At 59.3% G+C, this 17,955-nt stretch carries 16 protein-coding genes; 6 read left to right on the plus strand and 10 right to left on the minus strand.

Going from position 1 to position 17,955, the window contains the following annotated elements; genetic code table 11:
• The first annotated feature begins 275 nt into the window (after positions 1 to 275).
• Positions 276 to 686, plus strand: a complete 411-nt coding sequence (locus JN12_RS12140) for a hypothetical protein (RefSeq protein ID WP_145023086.1) — start codon at positions 276 to 278, stop codon at positions 684 to 686.
• Here the strand turns inward: JN12_RS12140 and JN12_RS12145 are convergent.
• Positions 676 to 3,312: a cation-translocating P-type ATPase gene (locus JN12_RS12145; RefSeq protein WP_145023088.1), complete on the minus strand. Its 2,637-nt coding sequence runs from the start codon at positions 3,310 to 3,312 to the stop codon at positions 676 to 678. The two genes, JN12_RS12140 and JN12_RS12145, sit on opposite strands and share 11 nt — an antisense overlap.
• Complete coding sequence (locus JN12_RS12150; protein WP_145023090.1) at positions 3,312 to 5,801, minus strand: AMP-binding protein; 2,490 nt, start codon at positions 5,799 to 5,801, stop codon at positions 3,312 to 3,314. The genes JN12_RS12145 and JN12_RS12150 overlap by 1 nt, the downstream gene beginning before the upstream one ends.
• A gap of 360 nt (positions 5,802 to 6,161) precedes the next feature.
• On the opposite strand from JN12_RS12150, the gene JN12_RS12155 reads away from it, so the two are divergent.
• Together JN12_RS12155 and JN12_RS12160 are read left to right on the plus strand one after the other, a co-directional pair.
• Positions 6,162 to 6,536 carry a response regulator gene (locus JN12_RS12155; RefSeq protein WP_145023092.1) on the plus strand — a complete coding sequence of 125 codons (375 nt, stop codon included), beginning with the start codon at positions 6,162 to 6,164 and terminating at the stop codon, positions 6,534 to 6,536.
• A 49-nt stretch (positions 6,537 to 6,585) separates the two neighbouring features.
• Positions 6,586 to 7,446, plus strand: coding sequence for a chemotaxis protein CheX (locus tag JN12_RS12160; RefSeq protein ID WP_145023094.1), 861 nt, complete (start codon positions 6,586 to 6,588; stop codon positions 7,444 to 7,446).
• Positions 7,447 to 7,539: 93 nt separating this feature from the next.
• On the opposite strand, the gene JN12_RS12165 is transcribed toward JN12_RS12160, so the two are convergent.
• The 8 genes from JN12_RS12165 to JN12_RS12200 all read right to left on the minus strand — a co-directional run bounded on the left by JN12_RS12165 (position 7,540) and on the right by JN12_RS12200 (position 13,330).
• Positions 7,540 to 8,235, minus strand: a complete 696-nt coding sequence (locus JN12_RS12165) for a DsbC family protein (RefSeq protein WP_145023096.1) — start codon at positions 8,233 to 8,235, stop codon at positions 7,540 to 7,542.
• A gap of 48 nt (positions 8,236 to 8,283) precedes the next feature.
• On the minus strand, positions 8,284 to 9,120 hold the full coding sequence (locus JN12_RS12170) for a L,D-transpeptidase family protein (protein ID WP_145023098.1): 837 nt from the start codon (positions 9,118 to 9,120) through the stop codon (positions 8,284 to 8,286).
• A 119-nt stretch (positions 9,121 to 9,239) separates the two neighbouring features.
• Positions 9,240 to 10,190: a methylmalonyl Co-A mutase-associated GTPase MeaB gene (gene meaB, locus JN12_RS12175; protein WP_145023100.1), complete on the minus strand. Its 951-nt coding sequence runs from the start codon at positions 10,188 to 10,190 to the stop codon at positions 9,240 to 9,242.
• Positions 10,191 to 10,211: 21 nt separating this feature from the next.
• Positions 10,212 to 10,940, minus strand: coding sequence for an enoyl-CoA hydratase/isomerase family protein (locus JN12_RS12180; RefSeq protein WP_145023102.1), 729 nt, complete (start codon positions 10,938 to 10,940; stop codon positions 10,212 to 10,214).
• Positions 10,941 to 10,979: 39 nt separating this feature from the next.
• Positions 10,980 to 11,381 (minus strand): cobalamin B12-binding domain-containing protein, encoded by a 402-nt coding sequence (locus tag JN12_RS12185; RefSeq protein ID WP_145023104.1) that lies wholly within the window; start codon positions 11,379 to 11,381, stop codon positions 10,980 to 10,982.
• A gap of 48 nt (positions 11,382 to 11,429) precedes the next feature.
• Positions 11,430 to 11,960 (minus strand): cob(I)yrinic acid a,c-diamide adenosyltransferase, encoded by a 531-nt coding sequence (gene cobO / locus JN12_RS12190; RefSeq protein ID WP_145023106.1) that lies wholly within the window; start codon positions 11,958 to 11,960, stop codon positions 11,430 to 11,432.
• A 16-nt stretch (positions 11,961 to 11,976) separates the two neighbouring features.
• Complete coding sequence (locus JN12_RS12195) at positions 11,977 to 12,756, minus strand: enoyl-CoA hydratase/isomerase family protein (RefSeq protein WP_145023108.1); 780 nt, start codon at positions 12,754 to 12,756, stop codon at positions 11,977 to 11,979.
• 190 nt (positions 12,757 to 12,946) lie between these two features.
• Positions 12,947 to 13,330, minus strand: a complete 384-nt coding sequence (locus JN12_RS12200) for a hypothetical protein (protein ID WP_145023110.1) — start codon at positions 13,328 to 13,330, stop codon at positions 12,947 to 12,949.
• Between the two features lie 311 nt (positions 13,331 to 13,641).
• On the opposite strand from JN12_RS12200, the gene JN12_RS12205 reads away from it, so the two are divergent.
• From JN12_RS12205 to JN12_RS12215, 3 genes are all read left to right on the plus strand, one after another.
• On the plus strand, positions 13,642 to 15,225 hold the full coding sequence (locus JN12_RS12205) for a peptidylprolyl isomerase (protein WP_145023112.1): 1,584 nt from the start codon (positions 13,642 to 13,644) through the stop codon (positions 15,223 to 15,225).
• Positions 15,226 to 15,312: 87 nt separating this feature from the next.
• Complete coding sequence (locus JN12_RS12210; protein WP_145023114.1) at positions 15,313 to 16,203, plus strand: phosphoribosylaminoimidazolesuccinocarboxamide synthase; 891 nt, start codon at positions 15,313 to 15,315, stop codon at positions 16,201 to 16,203.
• 90 nt (positions 16,204 to 16,293) lie between these two features.
• A complete protein-coding gene (locus tag JN12_RS12215) occupies positions 16,294 to 17,679 on the plus strand; it encodes a TatD family hydrolase (RefSeq protein ID WP_145023116.1) in 1,386 nt (461 codons plus the stop codon).
• Positions 17,680 to 17,955 lie beyond the last annotated feature (276 nt).

Raw genomic sequence — 17,955 nt, forward strand, 5'->3', positions numbered from 1 at the left:
GCTGCGGACTGCATAAACCCGGAACTGTCAAATTTGGGGCACCCTGACTGTGCAAGGGGGTACTCGGACAAAATCAACAGTTAATCAAATTGCAATATCTGAGCCATTTATGCAACCACCTATCAGTATTGATATACGCATATTGATATTGCTACTGGTTTCGATTCTGTAAAGTTTTTCGACATAAACGAAAACCTACCAGCGAGACAGGTTGACTTTGACTTTAAATCAGGTCAGATGCTATACAGATGGCTACAAACTTCGGGGGAATTTTTATGAAAAAATACTGGGGCGTGACTCTACTTATTCTGCTCCTCGCCGCCTGCGGTGACTTCCAGTGGCTGCCCGACCAGGCCACGTTTTCACTCACCCTTACGCCGGCAAGTTTCACTCAGAAATGCGGCCTCACCACCAGTGACACCAATATAGAGTCCAACGCAATTACGGTGTCCGGCATCTCCTCCCCAGTCGCCATCTCCGTCTCCGGCGGCGAGTACTCCATCAATAGCGGCACCTATACCACAACAGCCGGCACCATCAGTACCGGCCAGACGGTCAAGGTGCGTCCAACCGGCGGCAAAATCACTACCGACAATACCACGGTGACCGTCACCCTCACCGTCGGCACTGCCACGACCACCTTCAAGGCAGCTACAGGACCCTGCCAGCAGACAACTACGCCTTAAAGTAAATCCTTCCCACCAGTTTCCTGATCTCTATGACCAGAAAAACTCCAACCGCAGCCACGGCGATCAGAGCAAGTTCCTGCCACTCCAGTGCCTTGGTCTTGAAAGCCCGCTGCATCAACGGCAGATAGACGGCCGCTGCCTGGGCGCACAGCACCACGACCACCGCCCCGATCAGCGGCTTGTTGGTGAACAGACCGAGCGACAGGACACTGGCGCGGGTGGAGCGATAGGCAACGGCCACGGCCAGCCGGCTTACAACGAAAAGTGTAAAGATTTCCGACTGCCAATTATGTCCGGCCCTTATCTCCCCAAATTGCAGCGCCAGCGCCAGCAAACCGATAAATAGACCCAGCCAGACCACCTCCCACCCGCGGCCACCGGCAAACACCCCTTCTCCCGGCTTGATCGGCGGCCGGTCCATGATGTCCGGTTCTGCCGGCTCCACGGCCAGCGCCAATCCCGGCAGGCTGTCGGTGAGCAGGTTGAGCCAGAGGATCTGGGTCGGCAGGAGCGGTAGCGGCAACCCCAGAAGCGGGGCCGCGGTAATCGCCACCAGCGCCCCGGTGTTGCAGGTGACGGAGTAGGTAATGAATCTGACGATGTTGGCAAAAATGCGTCGTCCTTCCCTGACCGCCTGAACAATGGTGGCAAAGTTATCGTCAAGAAGGATCATGGCCGAGGCCTCCTTGGCCACGTCCGTACCGGTAATCCCCATGGCGACGCCGATGTCGGCCCTTTTCAGGGCAGGCGCATCATTGACGCCGTCACCGGTCATCGCCACCAGTTCCCCCTTCTCCTGCAGCGCCCTGACAATCCTGAGCTTGTCCTCCGGGGCCACCCTGGCGTAAATGTGTACCTCCCCGACCCGCTCCTTCAAGCTGTCATCGTCGAGCCGCGCCAACTCCCTTCCGGTCAACACCACGCCAGTGTCGTCAATTATCCCCAGCAGCCTGCCGATGGTCCGCGCCGTGGTCGGATGATCACCGGTGATCATGACCGGCGTGATCCCGGCCGTCTTGCACAGCTGAACCGCTTCACCCGCCTCCGGCCGGGGAGGGTCCATCATGCCGACCAGCCCGAGGAAGATCAGATCGCGTTCCACGGCCTCTGGGGTAATCGGTTCCGGCAGCCGCTCCCAGCGGCGCATGGCCAGGACCAGCACCCTCAGCCCATGGGCAGCCATCCGCTCGGTCTCGTCCATGATCTCGACTGCGTTAACAGGAACCACGCCGTCTATGGTCAACTGCCGGGGCATCCGCTCCATGAGCCCCTCCAGAGCCCCCTTGGTAAAGGCGATATACCCTCCTTGCCAGGCGTGGATGGTGGTCATGGCCTTGCGCTCCGCATCGAAGGCTATTTCGGCAACCCGCGGAGAACTAAGCAGCAGTTCTTCCTTTACCAAGGAATGGCGTGCGGCAAAACGGTAGAGGGCTGTTTCTGTCGGATCGCCCAACACGATGCCCGATTCCGCGACGTGGGCATCAATGCAGAGGGCCGCAGCGCGCAACAGCAGGACTGACGGGTCATGTTCGCCCGACTCCCGGAAAGCATCCGGCATCTCCTGCTCGGGAAAGGGATATGAACGGCCAGCCAGAAACACAGTCGTTACGTCCATCCGATTCTGGGTAAGGGTGCCAGTCTTGTCGGTACAGATGTAGGTCACCGATCCGAGTGTCTCCACGGCCGGAAGCCTGCGGATCAGGGCATTTCGCCTGACCATCCGGGCCGCCCCCAGGGCCAGGGAGATCGTGACCACCGCCGGCAAGGCCTCGGGAATGGCGGCAACCGCCAGGGCAATGGCCGTGAGAAGCATCTGCACGACCGGCTCGCGCTGGCTGATACCGTAGACGAATATGGCCCCGCAGATGCCGAGTATGGCCAGCCCCAGCTTCCTGCCGAAACTCGCCAGGCGCCGCTGGAGAGGCGTCGGCCCCTCTTCCTCGGCCTGAAGCAGGGCGGCGATTCTCCCCAGTTCGGTATGTTCTCCGGTGGCAACCACCACCCCGGACCCGCGACCGGCCGCCACGATCGTCCCTTTCCAGGCCATGTTCCGACGGTCGGCAATGGGAAGGTCCGGGTCCGACAGTGCGGCCGTCACCTTGTCGACCGTCAACGATTCGCCGGTCAGGGCCGATTCGTCCAGCGCCAGGCGATGGGCTTCCACCAGCCGCACGTCGGCGGCCACCACATTCCCCGTTTCCAGGAGGAGCCAGTCGCCCGGCACCAGCTCTGCGGCAGCCAACTGGAGCGGTCGGCCATCCCGCACCACCGTGGCAACCTGTCCCGCCATCTGCCGGAGGGCTGCCATGGCCTTCCGGGCACGGAACTCCTGAACAAAACCGATAATGGCGTTGAGGATGACGATGGCCAGAATGGCCAGCATATCCACTGCATCGCCGACCACCCAGGAAACGGCGGCCGCCGCAAAGAGCAGGAGGATCAGAAAATCGGCAAACTGGGCAACGAGCATCGCCAGTGGCCCCCGCCCCTCCTTATGAGGCAGTTCGTTGGGCCCGTGCTCGACAAGGCGTCGCGTCGCTTCTGCTGCCGATAGCCCTTCATGGCCGGTGTCGAGCGTCCGGAAGAGTTCTTCTGCTGAAGCTTGGTGCCAGGACCCGGCCATTAACGGTGCTCCGCCAGTGAAGCCACAGCGGCGGCCGACTGCTCAACGATGGCGTCAACAGCTTGACCGCCAAACCGAATCGGCTCACCAAAGGTCACCACCACCCGGCCCCGGCGGGGCCAGTGCGCGTCACGGGGGAGGACCCGCTCCAGCCCATCGATCCGTACCGGTACGACCGGGATGGCCAGCTCCTGCACCATCACCCCCAGGCCGCGCCGGAAAGGGAGCATCCGGCCGTTCCGGGTCCGCTCCCCTTCCGGAAACACCAGGATGCTGATGCCGTGATCCACGAGCCGTCCCATATGCTGCAGGGTGGCGCGAAATCCGCTCGACTGCGGGAGTGGAAACAGATTGAGGAACAGGGTGCCGTACTCGTAGGTGAGCCGCTTCCAGATCCGTTGCGGCCAGCTCCTGAAGTTCTGGAAAAAGAATTCCGCCCACGCCGCCGTAGCGGTCCGGTAGCGGCTTTCCGCCGGGAGCGCGAACATGACTGCCGGCTGGTCCAGATAGCTGGTATGGTTGGCAATGAACAGAACCGGTTCGTCAAGGCCGTTCAGCCGCTCAAGGCCATGCACCTCAAGGGTTACATACAGATGGAACAGGAGTCGGTGGAGCAGCAGGTCGGCCGCCCGGCGCAGGAAGACGATCGGGGCACTGTTGGTCCAGAACCTTAAGCCCCGGGGGAGTGCCACCTTGGCCCGGTCCGCGATCATCCGGCGCAGGTCTGCCACCCGGCTCTGCGGGCCGATCAGCGCATCATCCAGATCCAGCCGGTACTCCAGCTCGATGGCATTAACCAGTTCCAGGCGACCGATGGAGGTAAGCCCGAGATCGGCCACCAGGAATGACTCTTCCCTGACCTCAGCAAGGTTCGAATCGGTGATCCGGGCAACAAGCCCGATCAACCGATCGGCACTGGCCTGCGCCTCCCCTCCTGCCCGCTCGGCCCGCAAACGCTCCTTCACCATGAATTTCCGGACCTTCAGGGTGGTGGTCTTGGGGAATTCTGCCTCTGGCCAGAGCCCCCAGCCGGTAATCCTGTGCAGCTCGTCCAGTTGGCCGTTGACCTCGCCGACGATCGCTTCCAGGGGCCGGCCGCTTCCGTCGGGGATGATCACAGCAAAGACCTCGTCCCCACTGCCACGGTCAATGCCGATGACGCAGGCTTCCCGGACGCCGGCAGTTCTCCCCAGGATATTCTCAAGCTCGTCAGGGTAGACGTTGATACCGGCGCCGGTAACGATCATCTCCTTGAGCCGCCCCTTCAGACGCAGCGTCCCATCGGGCAGGAACTCCCCCACGTCTCCGGTCCGGAACCACCCATCAGGGGTGAAACTCTCACGGGTGGCCGCTTCATTCCGGTAGTACCCGGGAAAGATGTTCTCCCCCCGCGCTACCACCTCCCCCCCTTCGATCCTGATCTCGATCCCGGGCAGGGACCAGCCGACTGCACCTGCCTGCTGGCACTCCATGGTGTTGGCGGTGAGTACCGGCGCGCATTCGGTCAGGCCGTACCCTTCGACCACGGTAAAGCCAAGGGTATCCCAGAAGGTGAAGACCTCAGGAGAAAGGGGGGCCCCCCCGGAGACAAACAGGGTGAAATGCCGGCCGAATTTCCTCTTGATCGGTGCAAAGAGAACCTTCCTGGCCCCCTGGGGGAGCCGGGGCGACGCCTGTACAAGCCGGTCGAAAAGGCCTGCAAGCCCCTTGGCCGCCAGTTCTCCCTCGATCGAACCCTTGAGAAGTTGCAGCAGGCGCGGCACGGCAATGACGGCATAAATATCCTCTTCGGCCAGAGAGGCCATGATGGCAGAGGGTTTCAAGGTCCGGAGATGGACAATGGTTGCCCCGTGGAACAGGGGAACAAAGAACCCTCCCATCTGTTCGAACATGTGGGAGAGGGGCAGGAGAGAGAGAAAGCTGAACCTGTCGTTAACGACCGGGATATGGGCATCCACCTGCAGGAGATTGGCGACCAGGTTCCTGTGGGTCAGCATCACCCCCTTGGGGTTGCCGGTCGTACCGGAGGTGTAGACCAGTTCGGCCAGATCGGCTGGACCTGTTCCGGGGCGGCCGGTAAAGGGCTCCGTCTCGGCGAGGCGCGTTTCCAACTCTTCAAGAAACGCAGACGGGAAGCCATCCAGACACTCCAGCTTCAGGCGACTCTGGAATACGAAAGAGACCTCAGCGAGACGGGCAATGGACTCGGCCCGGTCCCGGCCGGACATGAAGTCGACTGGCACCACCACCCCGCCCCTGGCAACGGTTCCCCAGAAAGCGATGGCCCATCCCGGCCCGTTCGGCCCCCAGAGCAGGACCCGATCTCCCTCCTTAACCCCGGCCGCAGCAAGGTAACCGGCCATGCGGAGCCCTAGATCATGGAGATCGCCATAGCGGTAGAGAAAACGGCGGACGCCGGTGCGATACACCAAGGCCGTTGCCACTCCCCGGCCGGAAAATGTATGGAACAGGTCCAGCAGGGTCTCCATGGGGTCTCCGTCGCAGCAAATGAATTGCCAAGCAGTATCCGTTACAGTATAAGGGATTGGTCGGAAGCCGCAACAATAGCTATTCAGGGAGTATCATGAAGATACGGCTCGGCCGGGTGCTGGTGAAATTCGGGGGAGGTAATCATTCGTCTTGCCGAACCATCGGTCCTCAGTATGGCTCTGGAAGGAAAGGCCCCCACCTGTCGGTCAAAGCGGCTCTTTCTTAGAAATTCTCATCCTGCGCAATATAGATACTGTTGTCATGATTGCACCAAAGTCATACGCCACTATAATTCGATTAAATGTTTTCCAACATGCTTCCGATACATCACCATACCGATTCAACGCAAGGAGGACCTGATGAGAAAGGTTTTGATTGTCGATGACAGCATCGCTGTTGCGCGCCAGCTGGAAAAGATGCTGGCAGAAAGCGGAGATTTTGAGGTCGTTGGCCATGGCAAGAACGGCATGGAGGCCATCAAGATGCACCAGAGCCTTCATCCGGATATCATCTGCATGGACATGAACATGCCGGTCATGGACGGCCTGACTGCACTCCGCACCCTGACCGCTCTGGATAAAAACGTGAAAATCGTGATGGTTACCTCCCTGGGAGGGGTTGGGGATAAATATACCGAGGCACTCAAACTGGGGGCCAGGAACGTAATCTCCAAGCCGTTCGAACAGGAAACGGTCCTCAAGGTCCTCCGCGACTTGTGTCCCCCCACCGCTTGATTGATCAACGCATCGAGCGGCCCGCTGCCGCTATAAAGGAGGAGGAAATATGGCTGTCATGTTTTTCGGGCAATACCTGGTAGAAAAGGGTCTCGTCACCAGGGAAGTCCTTTTGCAGGCTATAGAACTGCAGGAATCGGTCAACCTGAGTGTCGGCGCCGTGGCGGTGTCCATGGGATTCCTCACCGAAACCGACGTGGAACGTATCAACCAGGCCCAGCGGACCGAGGATCTCCGCTTTGGCGACATGGCCGCCAAACTGGGGCTGCTGAACCAGGACCAGTTTCAGCAGGTGTTGACGAAACAGAAGAATAACCATCTTTACATTGGCGAGGCACTCGTAAAGGTAGGCGGACTGACCAGCGATGATCTACCCCTCTATCTGGAGGAGTTCAAACAGAACCAGGCCCAGTACGTCACCGACCGGGTCATTATTCCAGAGGGAGTCGCCAACGCGCAAATCTGGGAGGTCTTTGCCGACCTCACCTACAAAATGCTGACCCGCGTCGCCCGGCTCACTTTCCACAGCGAGCCCGCCCGGGTCGCCACGGCACTACCCCCGTTCTCGACCATTGCCGCCATGGATTTCACCGGAGATGTGAGCGGTACCTACCTCTTTGCGGTACAGGATGGTGCCCGCAAACGGATCGCCAGTGCCATCCTGAATCAGGAAAATGTCGACTTAGAGGAAGAGGAAGTCCTTGACGACACGGTCATGGAATTCGTGAATGTGGTCTGCGGCAATATTGCGGCAAAGGTCGCGCAACTAGGCAGCTCATTCGAGATCGAACCACCCGAACTGCTGGACGGAAGCAGCGGCCTCCCGGTGTCCCCCGACCGCACCGGCATCCTGTTCCCCATCTCCCTCTCGGATGGCGAACAGGCCTCGATGGCCATCTTTATCAAATAACCGCCCAGCCTTGATCACAACTCAACGAAAAAGCCACCTGGTTTCAGGTGGCTTTTTCGTTTATGCAATTGAGAGAATCAGGGAAGAAGTCTGCTACTTGAGCAGCTCCTCAATCCTTTTCAGATCGGCACCGACCACCTGCTTGCCGTCGATGAAGAACGTCGGCGTCCCGTTAACCCCTATCTGTCTGGCCAGGTTCATCTGCACCTGGGCAAGGGCCTTGATCTCCTCCCCCACCTTGGTCTCGGGCAGGCTCTTGCCGGCCATGGCGTCTTCGTAGGCAGCAGCCTTGTCCTTGGCAGCCAGGATCGCCTCAACCTTGGCAGCAGCAGCCGGATGGGCAAACGGGGCGAAGAAGATGTAGCGGGTCAGGTCGGTCCGCCCCTTGAGGAACTCAGAAGCTTTGCGGCAGTAGGGACAATCGGGATCGGTAAACTCGATCACCACATGCTTTCCATTGCCGATCCTGACCGCCTTGTCCAGGGGGAGATCCTTCACCTTTTGGGCCGCCAGCTCCCCCTTGCGTTCAGCGGTCAGATTGCGCAACGCCTTGGTGTATATCTCCCCGACGATCAACAGATCCTTTTCCGGGTAGAAATAAAGCACATTCTGCCCGGAGACCACCTCGTAGAGGCCGTTGATGTCGGTCGGTCGAATGGAGTCGACCTTGACCTGGGGAAAGGCCTCCTTGATCGCCACATCGGGTTTGACCACCAGAGAGGCGGCATACGCCGAGCCGTTAGCCAGCAACATGCCGCCGACAAGGCCAGCCACAAGGGTACGCTTCATAGTCGTTACTCCATTCCGGACAGCGTCTGCTGCCCTTGTGTTAGAATCTCAGTTGCGATATACGGGGTTCGTGCCCCTGACCTCCACCACCGGTGCCTCCTCCAGCAGTTCCAACTCTCCGGCATCGTCCTCATACTCGTCTTCGCCGACGGCCCAGGCATAGACCTTCTGGGAATCCATGAGCACCGGCTTTTCGGGAATGCCGTACATCCGATTCTGCATCTCTTCGTCGAAAAGGCCGATACAGCCATGGGATGCCGGCTTGCCGGGAAGGTCGCGGGCATGCAGCCAGTACGCCACGTTGTCCGGGGCTATATAAAAGCGCATGGCATTGTCCATTGGGTATTGATCCTGATCGTCATCGGTGCGGTACAGGGAAGAGGTGTGGGTCTGGTGCCGTGCATCTATCTGATAGGTGCCGGTCGGGGTTTCAAACCCGGTCTTGCCGGTGGCGGCCGGAACGGAAAACTTCAGACGACCGTGCTCATAGGCGCCGAGCCACTGTTCGGTCAGGTCAACGAGGATGTACTTATCATACCGCCGGGCCGGTTCGTACTCGCGGGGGAGTGGCGAGTAATCCTTCAACAGACTGATATCCTTCGGCACTTTGATGGTCATTCCGGGATAGACATGTCGCCGGTCAACACGGTTGAAACGGGCCACCAGGGGCCAATCACTGCCAAAAAGGGATTCAAGGGTATCGTTCGGCTTTATGAAAAACGGCGTCCAGGGGATATGCCGCTGGCTGGGAAAGTCCACCCGGCTCAGGTCTTCCTTGGCCGGATCCTGCGGATTGGGCCCCGGTTCGGAGGTGGCCAACGGGCCATAGACCACAATGGCGGACAAGATCGTCATGGCGAGAAAAAGGACCGTAACCCTGCGCATAATTCCAACGTTTCCATTACTGTTGAACCAAATGGCGAAAGGGGCTCCAGAGCCCCTTTTTATTGCTTACCACTAGCATGTTTTCATTGGCCAGTCAACCCCGTGCAGAAGGACGGCCGTTATCGTCCGGGCGTGAAACGCTCCGCCAGCAGTGCCTCGACGGCGCTGTACGGATCAACCGATCGTGTCACCAACCCATCCACGATCTCTCTAAAGCGGCCATTCACGGTAATCGGCCGGAATACCTCCTGAAAGAGCCGCTCACGCAGGAGTTCCACAAATATCCGTGCCTGCTTCTCCTCCAGGAAATGCTTGATACGACCGGACGCATAGAGAAATTCCCGGTGGCTTTCCATCTCGCCGACCAGTTCCTCGATCCCCACACCGCGGCTCGCCTCGGTCTTCATCACCTTCGGATGCCAGTCCTCGTCGGCCAGTCGGTTCATATCCAGCATGACGGCCAGCTCACGGACAGTCCGGTCAGCATCGGCCCGGTCAGCCTTGTTGACGACGAACACGTCGCCAATTTCCAGGATTCCCGCCTTGATGGCCTGGATGTCGTCGCCTAACCCCGGGACCATGACAACCACCGTGGTGTGGGCCATCTGGACGATATCCACCTCGTCCTGGCCAACGCCGACGGTTTCCACGATAATCACGTCCATTGCCATGGCATCCATGACATTAACCACATCCGAAGTGGAACGGGAGAGCCCCCCAAGATGACCGCGGGTAGCCAGGCTGCGGATGAACACCCCCTCGTCGTCCGCATGGCGGTTCATCCTGATCCGGTCCCCCAGGATGGCGCCACCGGTAAACGGGCTGGTCGGATCAATGGCCACCACGCCGACCCGCTTGCCCCGTTGCCGGTAGGCGGCGGTGACCTGGTCGACCAGGGTCGACTTGCCGGCGCCGGGAGGACCGGTAATGCCGATGACATAGGCGTTTCCCGTATGGGGGTAGAGGGCTTTGAGTTCGGGTATGGCCGAGCTGAAGCCGTCGTCGATATCCCGCATGAGGCGCGATGCCGCCCGGACATCACCCTGAAGAATCCGTTCTGCCAGTCCCATGTGTGCGCTTCCTGTTAGTGGTTATGTCGTCGAAACGGCAGCAAGTGCCGTGACGGTGGCCTGTTCCAGGAGACAACCGTTCTTCAGGTCGACGTCCTGTGAGGCATTGACGAGGCGTTTGGCAGCGGCAAGCGCGGGCAGTGGCTGCCTGGCGATTCTTTCAGCGTAGGCAACCACCGCCGGCCAGAACTCCGCGGCCGGTAAAACCCGGTCCACCAGCCCCATCCGGAGTGCTGACGCAGCATCGTAGGTATCGGTGGTGAGAAATATCTCCCGGGCGTTGTTTCTCCCCACCAGACGGGGCAGCTTCTGGGTACCGCAGAACCCGGTCAGGATGCCGATTTTCCCGCCGGGATGGGCAATGGCAAGGCTATCGCTGGCCAGCCGGATGTCGCAGGCAAGCGCCAGATCGCATCCCCCACCCATGGCAATCCCGTTCAATGCGCCGATGATCGGCTTCTCGCACTGCTCCATGTCGGCAAAGAGCCCCTGGCCGAGCTCGGCAAAGCTGAACGCCTCGGCCGGGCCGAACCTGCGAAGCTGGCCGATATCGGCTCCCACGGCAAACGATTCTCCCGGATAGCCGGAAAGCACGATGCAGGAAACCTGCTGGTTGGCGGCAAGTTCGGCCACAGCCCGCCTCAACTCCCCAAGCATGTTGATGGTCAGCTTGTTGAAACGGCTTCCCGAGGCCATGGTCAGATAGCCGACCCGGTTCTGCGTCTGTATGGTCAGTTTTTTATAGGGCATAACGTCATGCCGCGCCACAAACGGGCCGGCCTCAACCGGTCAGTGGGTGGCCACGTTCTGCCGCACCCAGGCAACGATATCTTCGGTGGAGGTGCCGGGGGTGAAGACCTCTTTCACACCGGCAGCCTTGAGCCCGGGAATATCGTCCGGCGGAATGACGCCACCGCCGAACACAATGATGTCCTCGGCCTTTTTCTCCCGGAAAAGCTGACAGACGCGCGGCAGAAGCGTATTGTGGGCTCCGGAGAGTATGGACAGACCGACGCAGTCCACATCCTCCTGGATGGCTGCCGACACGATCTGCTCGGGGGTCTGGTGCAGGCCGGTATAGATGACCTCGAACCCCGCATCCCTGAAGGCACGGGCAACCACCTTTGCTCCACGGTCGTGGCCGTCGAGGCCGGGTTTTCCCACCAGTACGCGCAATTTCCGTTCAGCCATGGTCAGTCCTCCTTTTCCGTTTCCCTGTATCAAAATTTCGCTTAAACGTCACTTTTCGATGCCGACACGGGCCGGTACCCCGGCCTTGTAGTAATGCTTGATCTCCCGCATCTCGGTCACCAGATCGGCAGCCTCGATGATCTTCTCGTGGGCGTTCCTGCCGGTCAGGACCAGTTCAACACGAGACGGTTTCAGCCGGATCAGCTCAAGGACCGGCTCCACGTCCAGCAGGCCGTAGGCGACCGCCCCGTTGATTTCGTCGAGAATGACCAGGTCATACGTGCCGCCGGTCAGGATCTCCCGCGCCAGCACCAGCCCCTCTTCGGCCAGCTGCCGGTCTTCGGCTGCCGGACCATCCTGCTTAACCCACCCCTTGCGGCCGGTCGTGACGATGGTCAGATATGGGGCCAGCCGCTCGGCAACCAGATGTTCGCCGTACGGCCCCCCTCCCTTCATGAACTGGACGATACAGACCATCAACTCCCGGCCGACAGCCCTGAGAGCCAAACCCAGGGCAGCGGTCGTCTTCCCCTTGCCGTTGCCGGTGTAAACCTGTACGCACCCCTGCTCCAGCTTCATCGTCCCTCCATCGCGACTATCGCCCCTGAAACCGTGGCTGTCGCTTCTCCAGAAAGGCGCCCATCCCCTCTTTCTGATCCCCGGTCGTAAAGCAGAGGGCAAAGGCATCTCGCTCCATGAGGCAGGCATTGCGCAGGTCCATGTCGACACCGGCATCAATGACCTCTTTGGCCATCCGCAACGACAGGAGCCCGCGGCTGCAGATCTTTCGCAGCACGGCACACGCCTCGGAAAGCAGCTGATCATCCTGATGAACCCGGTTGACCAGACCGATGCGGAGCGCCTCAACAGCATCGATCAACTCCCCTGACATGATCAGTTCCTTGGCCAGCGACTTGCCAACCAGGCGCGGCAGGCGCTGGGTGCCGCCGAAACCGGGAATGATGCCGAGGGTTACATCGGGAAAACCGAAGGTTGCCGACGCTGCAGCCAGGATGAAGTCACAGGCAAGAGCCAGTTCCAGCCCCCCCCCGAGGGCGGGACCGTTGACCGCCGCCACGACCGGCTTGCCAAGGGACTCGATGGCAAACATGAGCCGTTGCCCTTCGCTGGCAAAGGCACCGGCCTCCAGCGGCGACAGGTTCGTCATCTCATCTACAGCTGTCCCGTCACAAAAATGCCCGCCAGCGCCGGTCAGCAGCACTCCACGCACCGTTTCGTCGCCCCTGCAGCGGGCAATGATCTGCGCGAGGGCCGAAATCATCTGCCGGTTGAGACGATTCGCTGCCTCAGGGCAATTCAGGGTGACAACGGCTATCCCATTATCAATACGTATGGTGAGATGCTTATCAGGCATCGCAACTCCTTCAACTTTTAGCCAGACTGAAATACAGGTAAGGACGAACTATAGCAACGCCGCAGTCAGCGTGTCAAGGCGAATAACACTGCCTCATAACGACATTTTACTTAAACCAAACACAGTTACGTTAACGGAAAGGCGCGAAAGGGCTTACTTCATCAGGTCCGGCAGCATGTAACTATGTTTTTCAGTGGGGCACGTACTGCTCCACAAGCTCCTCAATGATCTCACCAATGGTTGTCCGCTCATGGGCAGCCGCAATCTTGAGCCGCAGATGCAGGTCCTGGCGAATATTGATGGTCAGGCGCACATCACCGGCAGGAACCAGTCCGGCAGCATAGGTCTTTGCCTGCGCTTTTGGCGTTTTTTTGCGCCCTCCCCTTACAGCGGCCCTTTTACCACTTCTTGAAGCAGGCTTAGTGGGCTGACCGGTTGCGACCTGCTCGGTTTTGACCTTCTTTGGCAAACGGTCAGGTGGCACGACAACGACCGTGTTCTTGAGTGATTCCTTCCCGGGTGGCTCTTGAAGAGCCCCGAACAGTGACATCTGATCCTTCCCCTCGTCGGTCATCGCCTCCCTCGCAGTATGGAACTGAGCTGCATGCACGTGGCACGATACCGGTCGCACCTGTCGTACGCAAGTAAAAACATATTTTCATACATACACCAAGCATTCAACCACACCCTGCACTTTAAAAATTCGATCCATGCATGACCGTAACGCACGAGTCGCTACTGCCCATAACTACTTGAGTCGTACCGGTTTTACCGGCTTTCTCCGCAAACAAACTATTGTTGCTTTTAAAAGGCATTTATATTAGGATTCACCGCTGTTCACGCCCGAAGCATTTCCATTTCCCCGTAAGGAGTCAACCAGCCACCATGCTCGGCATCATGCGGAAGTACAAACAGTCCATCGTCATCAAGATCGTCTTCGTTGTAATCGTCCTCTCCTTTATCGGCACCATTTTTCTGGTTTGGGGAAAAGGCGATCAGGGGAGTGGCGGCTCGCGCAGCTATGCAGCAAAAGTGAACGGCACCAAGATATCCCTCGACGATTACCAGCGGAGCTACTACCGCCTGCGAAGCATCTACGAGCAGCTCTATGGGCGTTCCATCTCACCGGAGCTGGAAAAACAGATGGGAATCCGCAAGCTGGCCATGGAGAGCCTTGTTGAGTCCGAACTGGTCCGTCAGGCCGCCCGCAAGATGGGCATTTCGGTGAGCAAGGACGAGGTAACCAGGGCCATTGCCGAAGTACCGGCCTTCCAGAAAGACGGCGCTTTCAATTTCGATCAATACCTGCAGATCCTGAAGAGCAACCGGATTACCCCCGCCGATTTTGAAGAGTCCCAAAAGGAAGAGATCATTATCAAAAAGGCCCGCCAGCAGATCAAGGACAAGGTAGCCGTCAGCGACGACGAAGCCCGCCGGTATTTTGCCAAGCGAAACGACCGGCTTGATCTCCAATTTGTGTCCTTTTCCCCGGCCCAACTCATGAACGAGGTCAAACTCACCGACCAGGACCTTACCGCCCACCTCCAGGGAAAACAGGACAAGTTCAAGACCCCGGAGCAGATCAGCATCCAATACTGCTCTATCGACCCCGCGGCCCTTGCCGGCAAGGTAACCCTGGGAGACGAGGAGATCCAGACGTTCTACCAGAAAAACATCGACCGCTATCAGGGCAAGGGCGGTATCCTCCCCCTGACCGAGGTCAAGGACAAGGTCAGGACCGACGCTGCCAAGGACAAGGCAGCCAAGCAGGCCTACGAACTGGCTGCCGACGCCATCAACAAGAACAAGGGTGGCGACCTCCAGGCAGTGGCCAAGGCCTTTGGCACCTCCATAGCCGTGACCCCGCTCTTTGCCGCCACCCAACCGCCGGCCGCCCTTGCCACCGAGGCCCAGCTGATCAAGAAGGCCTTCGCACTCAAGGAAGGCGAAATCGGCGGCCCCGTGGAAACGACCAAAGGGATCTACGCCATCAAGATCAAGGAGCGTAAGCCGGCTGCCGTTCCGCCGCTTGCCCGGATACGCGCCCAGGTCGAGGCCAGCGCCAGGGCAGAAAAGGCAAAGGATCTGGCCAAGAAAAAGGCAGAAGAAGCACTGGCACTCCTTGGCAAGGGTGGAGCCGGGCTCAAGGCCCAGGAAACGGGCAGCTTTACCTTTTCCGACAAAGGCGAGATTCCGAAAATAGGGCTCGCCCCCGCACTGCAGGAGGCGGCATTCACCCTGACCGCTGCTGCACCGGTTCCCAAAGAACCATTCAAGATCGGCGAGACCTGGTATGCCGTGCGCCTCAAGAACCGCAGCCAGTCAAACCCTGCCGATTTCGACAAGAGCAAGGACCAGATCAGACAGCAACTCCTGCCCAAGAAGCAGCAGGACGCCCTGGACGCCTGGGTAAAGGAGTTGCGGGCCAAGGCCAGGATCGAGACCAACACCGCGCTGCTTACTGACTAAAAACCTGCTCAGGGCTAAGGGTTCGGGGCGCGGACTGGATAGTCCCCGAGCCCCGAACCCTTAGCTAGACAAAAGGAGAGACCGACAATGGCTCAGCCAATTCTGCAGACCGATTTCCCTACCCTGAAACTGGCCGGACGCGGCAAGGTCCGTGACATCTACGATCTGGGCACGGCCCTTTTGATTGTCACCACTGACCGCATCTCCGCCTTTGACGTCATCATGAACGAGGGTATTCCGGACAAAGGGGCTGTCCTGAACCAGATTTCCGCCTTCTGGTTCCATCAGATGGAGGAGATCGTCCCGAACCATATCATCTCCACCGACGTCAAGGATTTTCCGGCCCAATGCCAGCCATACGCCGACATCCTGACCGACCGCTCCATGCTGGTGAAAAAGGCCAAGCCGCTGCCGGCAGAATGCATCGTCCGGGGATACCTCTCGGGCTCCGGCTGGAAGGATTACCAGGCTACCGGCAGTATCTGCGGCATCGCCCTGCCGGCCGGCCTGCTGGAATCCGATCGTCTCCCGGAACCGATCTTCACCCCGTCCACCAAGGCGGAGTTGGGGACCCACGACGAGAACATCTCGTTCGACACAATGGCCGCACTCTGTGGCAGGGAACTGGCCGGAAAAGTCCGTGACGTCACCCTGAAGATCTATGCCAAGGCACGGGACATTGCCGACGCCAAGGGGATCATCATTGCCGACACCAAGTTTGAGTATGGGATCTACAATGACGAACTGATCATCATCGACGAGTGCATGACTCCGGACTCCAGCCGCTTCTGGCCGAAAGACAGCTACCGGCCGGGCGGGGCGCAGCCCTCGTTCGACAAGCAGTTCCTCCGCGACTACCTGGAAACCCTGGACTGGAACAAGACCGCGCCAGCGCCGCCCCTCCCGCAGGAGATTGTTACCAAGACTGGCGACAAGTACCGGGAGGCCCTGTTCCGCCTGACCGGCATCAGGCTGTGACGTCAAGACCCCGGGTTTCCCCCCGGGGTTTTTCTTTACTCAGTTGCTGTCGGATGGCAGCCGATTTCACCCTTAAGGCCCTACACTTCCATGTCAGACCATTGTTTTCTCATCGATACCCATGCCCATCTGGATGGCGAGGATTTCCAGGCCGATCTTGAGGCGACCCTGGAGCGGGCACGGGCCGCCGGGCTCTCCCACATCGTCACCGTGGGGGCCGACCTTTCCTCCAGCCGTGCCGCACTGAACCTTGCCAGGCAGCACGACGAGCTCTTCTGCGCCGTCGGCGTCCACCCCCACGATGCACTCCAGGTGGACGACGCCTGCATCGAAGAGATACGCGCCCTGGCAGCTGACCCGAAGGTGGTGGCCATCGGCGAAATCGGCCTCGACTTTTACCGGGACCGCTCACCGCACGACATTCAGGAGGCTGTCTTTCGCCGGTTCATCCGCCTGGCGCGGGAGCTGGAACTCCCGGTCATTGTCCATGACCGGGACGCCCACGACCGGGTCATGACCATCCTGCGCGAGGAAAAGGCCCATGAAGTCGGCGGCGTGCTCCACTGCTTTTCCGGCGACCTGACACTGGCCAACGAATGCATTGCCATGGGGTTCCTCATCTCCATTCCCGGCACGGTCACTTACCCCTCCAACGAAAAGTTGCGGGAGGTGGTCAGGGGGGTGAAGATCGAGCATCTCCTGGTCGAGACCGACTGTCCCTACCTGTCACCGGTCCCCCATCGGGGCAAACGGAACGAACCGGCCCATGTGCGCCTTACCGCTGCAAAGGTCGCCGAATTGAAAGGACTTACCCTGGAGGACGTGGGTAGGATCACCTCCCTGAACGCCCGCCGACTATTCGGGATCGCCCCTGAGATGGAAGAGACAACCATTGCCTATCCCATTCGCGATTCGCTCTATCTGAACATCACCAACCGTTGTTCCAACCACTGCACCTTCTGCCCGAAATTCTCCGATTTCCTGGTCAAGGGGCACCAACTGCGCCTCGACCACGAGCCGTCAACGGCCGAGGTGCTGCACGCCATCGGCGACCCAACCGGATACGCTGAAATCGTTTTCTGCGGGTTCGGTGAGTCGTTGATCCGCCTCGACGTCGTCAAGGAGGTGGCAACGGCGCTCAAGCTCCAGGGGGTGAAGATCCGCGTCAACACCGACGGTCAGGCCAATCTGGTCCATGGCCGCAACATCCTGCCCGAGCTGTCGGGGCTGGTGGATACGGTATCGGTCAGTCTGAATGCCGCCGATCCGACGACGTACGAGCAGCTTTGCAATACCCCGTTCGGGGAGGAGGGATTCAGGGCGGTCTGTGACTTCCTGCGGGCGGCACGCACTCACATCCCCCACGTGGTGGCCACGGCTGTCACGGTTCCCGGCCTGGACATCGCACGGGTGAAGGCCCTCGCCGAGAGTCTTGGTGTGGAATTTCGGGAGAGGGAGTACGCAGAGGTCGGCTGACGGGACAATTGGGCTGGTTGCACCACGGAGGACACGGAGAACGACACATCTTTTGTTTTGCAAATCGGTCAGAACGCAATTCGCATTTCTGCAAAACAATACCAACGAAACCACCACAAGATAATTAGTTGTTTTTATTGAACTTTACTTTACTTACCACTCGAAACTCACCTGATACGGCCAACTCTCACCAAACCTTTTTGCATATCTTCCAAAAAACGTTCCGCATACCAAAAGAACAATCAACCAACTCAACAACTCAAGCAGCTTTAATTA

The sequence above is a fragment of the Geobacter argillaceus genome, from assembly GCF_007830735.1.
Lineage (GTDB): Bacteria > Desulfobacterota > Desulfuromonadia > Geobacterales > DSM-12255 > Geomobilibacter > Geomobilibacter argillaceus.

Bases quoted from the DNA above. Each gene is read 5' to 3' on its own strand.
- JN12_RS12160 (WP_145023094.1), top strand. From the start codon at position 6,586: ATGGCTGTCATGTTTTTCGGGCAATACCTGGTAGAAAAGGGTCTCGTC.
- JN12_RS12150 (WP_145023090.1), bottom strand. From the start codon at position 5,801: ATGGAGACCCTGCTGGACCTGTTCCATACATTTTCCGGCCGGGGAGTG.
- JN12_RS12140 (WP_145023086.1), top strand. From the start codon at position 276: ATGAAAAAATACTGGGGCGTGACTCTACTTATTCTGCTCCTCGCCGCC.
- JN12_RS12155 (WP_145023092.1), top strand. From the start codon at position 6,162: ATGAGAAAGGTTTTGATTGTCGATGACAGCATCGCTGTTGCGCGCCAG.
- meaB (WP_145023100.1), bottom strand. From the start codon at position 10,190: ATGGGACTGGCAGAACGGATTCTTCAGGGTGATGTCCGGGCGGCATCG.
- JN12_RS12185 (WP_145023104.1), bottom strand. From the start codon at position 11,381: ATGGCTGAACGGAAATTGCGCGTACTGGTGGGAAAACCCGGCCTCGAC.
- JN12_RS12170 (WP_145023098.1), bottom strand. From the start codon at position 9,120: ATGCGCAGGGTTACGGTCCTTTTTCTCGCCATGACGATCTTGTCCGCC.
- JN12_RS12210 (WP_145023114.1), top strand. From the start codon at position 15,313: ATGGCTCAGCCAATTCTGCAGACCGATTTCCCTACCCTGAAACTGGCC.
- JN12_RS12165 (WP_145023096.1), bottom strand. From the start codon at position 8,235: ATGAAGCGTACCCTTGTGGCTGGCCTTGTCGGCGGCATGTTGCTGGCT.
- cobO (WP_145023106.1), bottom strand. From the start codon at position 11,960: ATGAAGCTGGAGCAGGGGTGCGTACAGGTTTACACCGGCAACGGCAAG.
- JN12_RS12195 (WP_145023108.1), bottom strand. From the start codon at position 12,756: ATGCCTGATAAGCATCTCACCATACGTATTGATAATGGGATAGCCGTT.
- JN12_RS12200 (WP_145023110.1), bottom strand. From the start codon at position 13,330: ATGACCGACGAGGGGAAGGATCAGATGTCACTGTTCGGGGCTCTTCAA.
- JN12_RS12205 (WP_145023112.1), top strand. From the start codon at position 13,642: ATGCTCGGCATCATGCGGAAGTACAAACAGTCCATCGTCATCAAGATC.
- JN12_RS12145 (WP_145023088.1), bottom strand. From the start codon at position 3,312: ATGGCCGGGTCCTGGCACCAAGCTTCAGCAGAAGAACTCTTCCGGACG.
- JN12_RS12215 (WP_145023116.1), top strand. From the start codon at position 16,294: ATGTCAGACCATTGTTTTCTCATCGATACCCATGCCCATCTGGATGGC.
- JN12_RS12180 (WP_145023102.1), bottom strand. From the start codon at position 10,940: ATGCCCTATAAAAAACTGACCATACAGACGCAGAACCGGGTCGGCTAT.